The sequence below is a fragment of the bacterium genome (assembly GCA_040755795.1).
Classification (GTDB): Bacteria; UBA9089; CG2-30-40-21; order CG2-30-40-21; family SBAY01; genus JBFLXS01.
In genome coordinates this window covers 1-3033 of sequence record JBFLXS010000449.1, presented here as the reverse complement: position 1 = coordinate 3033, position 3033 = coordinate 1, and the positions used below count along the sequence as shown (strand labels likewise).

The window sequence follows — 3033 nt, the reverse complement described above, 5'->3', positions numbered from 1 at the left end:
GGTTGAGATGTCGTAGATGTTTCGTTTCCGCAGGTTTCTCCTGCGGTTATGTAAAATTTAAACCTTTCAGGTTTGATAAAAAAAGACAGTTAAAAAATGACGAAACTACATTGCTGAATAGTTACCATAAAAATTAATAAAAAATGAGGAGGTGAAAAAATGCCAGACAAAAATTTAGCACCTGTATGCGGATTGTATTGTGGAACCTGTGAATACTTTGAAAAGCAGCAGTGCCAAGGATGTGGTAATGTGAATGGCAAGCCGTTCTGGACAACTCAGATGAAGGTTGAAGTTTGTCCACTGTACGATTGCTGTGTTAACAAGAAACAGTTGGAGCATTGTGGGCTGTGTGATGAATTGCCATGCCAGACATTTACAGGTTTCTACGACCCGTCTCTAAGTGAAGAAGAGGCAAAGAAAGCAGTTTCTGCCCGACAGCAGGAACTTTTGAAGAGGAAGGAAATAGGCACAGAAAAATGGCTTGAGGGAAAAGAAGCTTGTAAGAAATAGAATTTTGGCGTGATTAGAAACTCTGTAAGATTTTACCCAGCTTAAAGGGGTTATTAGTAGAAAAAGGGTCGCTCTGGACTGGCATCCCGCGACCCTTAGAGGGCGACAGACAGGTAAACTAACTGGTAGTTCTATCTGTGCCCTCTGTCTTTATTATACCTATTAATTAAAGATTGTCAAGTTTTTATTGGGGGACAGGTTGAAGAAAAATGACATTAGGAAAAATGTTGGAGGAAACAACTACTAACAACTCAGATAAAATTGCTATATCATTCAAAAATGAAGAGTTGGCATATTCCGAATTACAAAGTAAAGTTACTAATTTAGCATCTAATTTGAGTATACTTAATGTAAATTATGGAGATAGAGTTGGTCTATTATTCAATAATTCTCTTGAGTTCATCATTAGCTTCTTTGCTATAGCTAGAATCGGGGCAATTGCTGTACCGTTAGACATAAGATATAAACCAGAAGAATTGCAATTTATCTCTGAACATTGTGATATAAAAATTTTGATTACAGCTAATGAGTTTGTAGATAAAGTGGATAAATTAAGTAACCCTAGGAATTTTATTGTAAGTGGAATAGAGCCTGCAGATAACATATTGTCTTTTGAAGAACTATTAAATCGAAAACCTTATCAGGGTATAAAGAGAAATATTAAACCTGAGGATGAAGCACTTTATCTTTATACCTCTGGTTCAACTGGCAAACCCAAAAGTATAATACGCACTCATAGGAATCTTGTTAGCGAAGCAGAGAATGTTTCAAGTACAGAAGGGATTACAAATAAAGATAATATCTTGGGAGTTATACCACTATTTCATTCTTATGGATTGGGACATTGTATGTTAACCTCTATTAAAACAGGTGCTACACTTGTTCTTCTGGACAAATTTGTTCCACATGAGATTATTAGAATAATTAAAACTAAGTCAATAAGTATATTTCCAGGTATACCTTATATGTACGAGCTTTTAGTGGAAAGTTATACAGAAGAAACTTCTGATTTAAGTTCTCTCAGGCTTTGCATATCAGCAGGTGCTCCTTTATCTCTTAATATAGCTAAGAGATTTAAGAATAAATTTGGTGTAGTAATAAATCAGCATTATGGAAGTTCAGAAGCAGGCGCTATATCGATTAATTTAAACAGAAATTTAGAAAGCAATATTAAATCAGTTGGACTACCAATGAATAATGTGAGTGTAAAAATTGTTAATGACCAAAACCAAGAAGTCTTAAATGGAGAAAGTGGAGAGATTATTGTAAAGAGTGATGCCGTATCAAAAGGATACTTTCGCTTATCAGAGTTAAACAAGAAAGTATTCAAAGATGGATGGTGTTATACGGGTGATTTAGGTAAGAAAGAGAATGGATATTTGTACATTACTGGGAGGAAGAAGAATATCATTAATGTTGCAGGGTTAAAGGTTGACCCCTTAGAGATAGAAAGATTATTAGTTAGTTTTCCCAAGGTGAAAGAAGTCGCTGTCATAGGTGTAAAGGATGAATCTCTGGGTGAGAGTGTAAAGGCGATTGTGGTATTAAAAGAAAAATCTAATGAGGATGAACTTTTTGACTTTTGCGGGGGGAAATTAGCTGATTACAAGATACCTCGCCAAATTGAGTTCAGAGATGCACTGCCCAAAAATTCAATGGGTAAAATATTACGAGAAGAATTAGAGGAAACATAATATGTCAGAGAATCTATCTATTGAGGATCGAATAAAAGAAATTATCGCTACAAAGATTATGAACAAAAGAAAATCAATAGAAATATCAAATGATCAACCATTAAGTACAAATGGGGTTGGTTTAGATTCTCTTGACTTTTTGAAGTTACTTACTTCTATAGAAAAAGAATTTTCTATACAAATTGAAGATGATTATTGGAGTCAAGAAGTACTTAATAATATCTCGAAAATTGCTAATTATATTAGAAAAAGATTAGGAAGTTTATCAATCAACAAGGAGATTAGGATAGATTGATTCTTGGTTTAGGTATTGATATTATTGAAATTGACCGTATAGAGGAAGCAATTAAAGATAGTGGTGAGGAATTTATAAGACGAACATTTACTGATGAAGAGATCAGTTACTGTGAAAAAGAAACGAATAAGTATCACCATTATGCAGTGAGAATTGCAGCAAAAGAAGCAGTGTTTAAAGCAATAGGAACGGGATGGCAAAATGGGGTAAAATGGACAGATATAGAAGTTAAGAATGATAAACTTGGCAGACCGATTATGTGTCTAAAGGGGAAAGTGAAACTTATAGCAGATAAGCTGGGCGTAAAAAATGCAATAGTTACTTTATCTCATTGTGAAGCATATGCAATTGCTCAAGTTGCATTAGAAGGAATATAAGATGTGAAGGGTATGATTGGTAAGACTATTTATAGCAGTTATTAGTCAAAATTTTACTCAGAGTGGATAAGTAAAAAATCCCAAATCCCAAGCACCAAATCTCAAATAAGCACCAAATTCCACATACCAAAAAGCGAATTAGAGATTAGATTTTACT

Annotated in this window: 4 protein-coding genes; all 4 read left to right on the top strand. The window is 34.2% G+C overall.

Features of this window, described 5'->3' with window-relative positions; all coding sequences use genetic code 11:
• The first annotated feature begins 159 nt into the window (after positions 1 to 159).
• The 4 genes from AB1414_18165 (at position 160) to acpS (ending at position 2876) form a co-directional block, all read left to right on the top strand.
• On the top strand, positions 160 to 510 hold the full coding sequence (locus tag AB1414_18165; GenBank protein ID MEW6609340.1) for a DUF3795 domain-containing protein: 351 nt from the start codon (positions 160 to 162) through the stop codon (positions 508 to 510).
• Positions 511 to 719: 209 nt separating this feature from the next.
• On the top strand, positions 720 to 2204 hold the full coding sequence (locus AB1414_18160) for an AMP-binding protein (GenBank protein ID MEW6609339.1): 1485 nt from the start codon (positions 720 to 722) through the stop codon (positions 2202 to 2204).
• Between the two features lies 1 nt (position 2205).
• Entirely contained in the window at positions 2206 to 2499 is a 294-nt protein-coding gene (locus AB1414_18155; protein MEW6609338.1) for an acyl carrier protein, read from the top strand.
• Positions 2496 to 2876 (top strand): holo-ACP synthase, encoded by a 381-nt coding sequence (gene acpS, locus AB1414_18150; GenBank protein ID MEW6609337.1) that lies wholly within the window; start codon positions 2496 to 2498, stop codon positions 2874 to 2876. Before AB1414_18155 ends, acpS begins: the two co-directional genes overlap by 4 nt.
• The last annotated feature ends 157 nt before the right edge of the window (positions 2877 to 3033 follow it).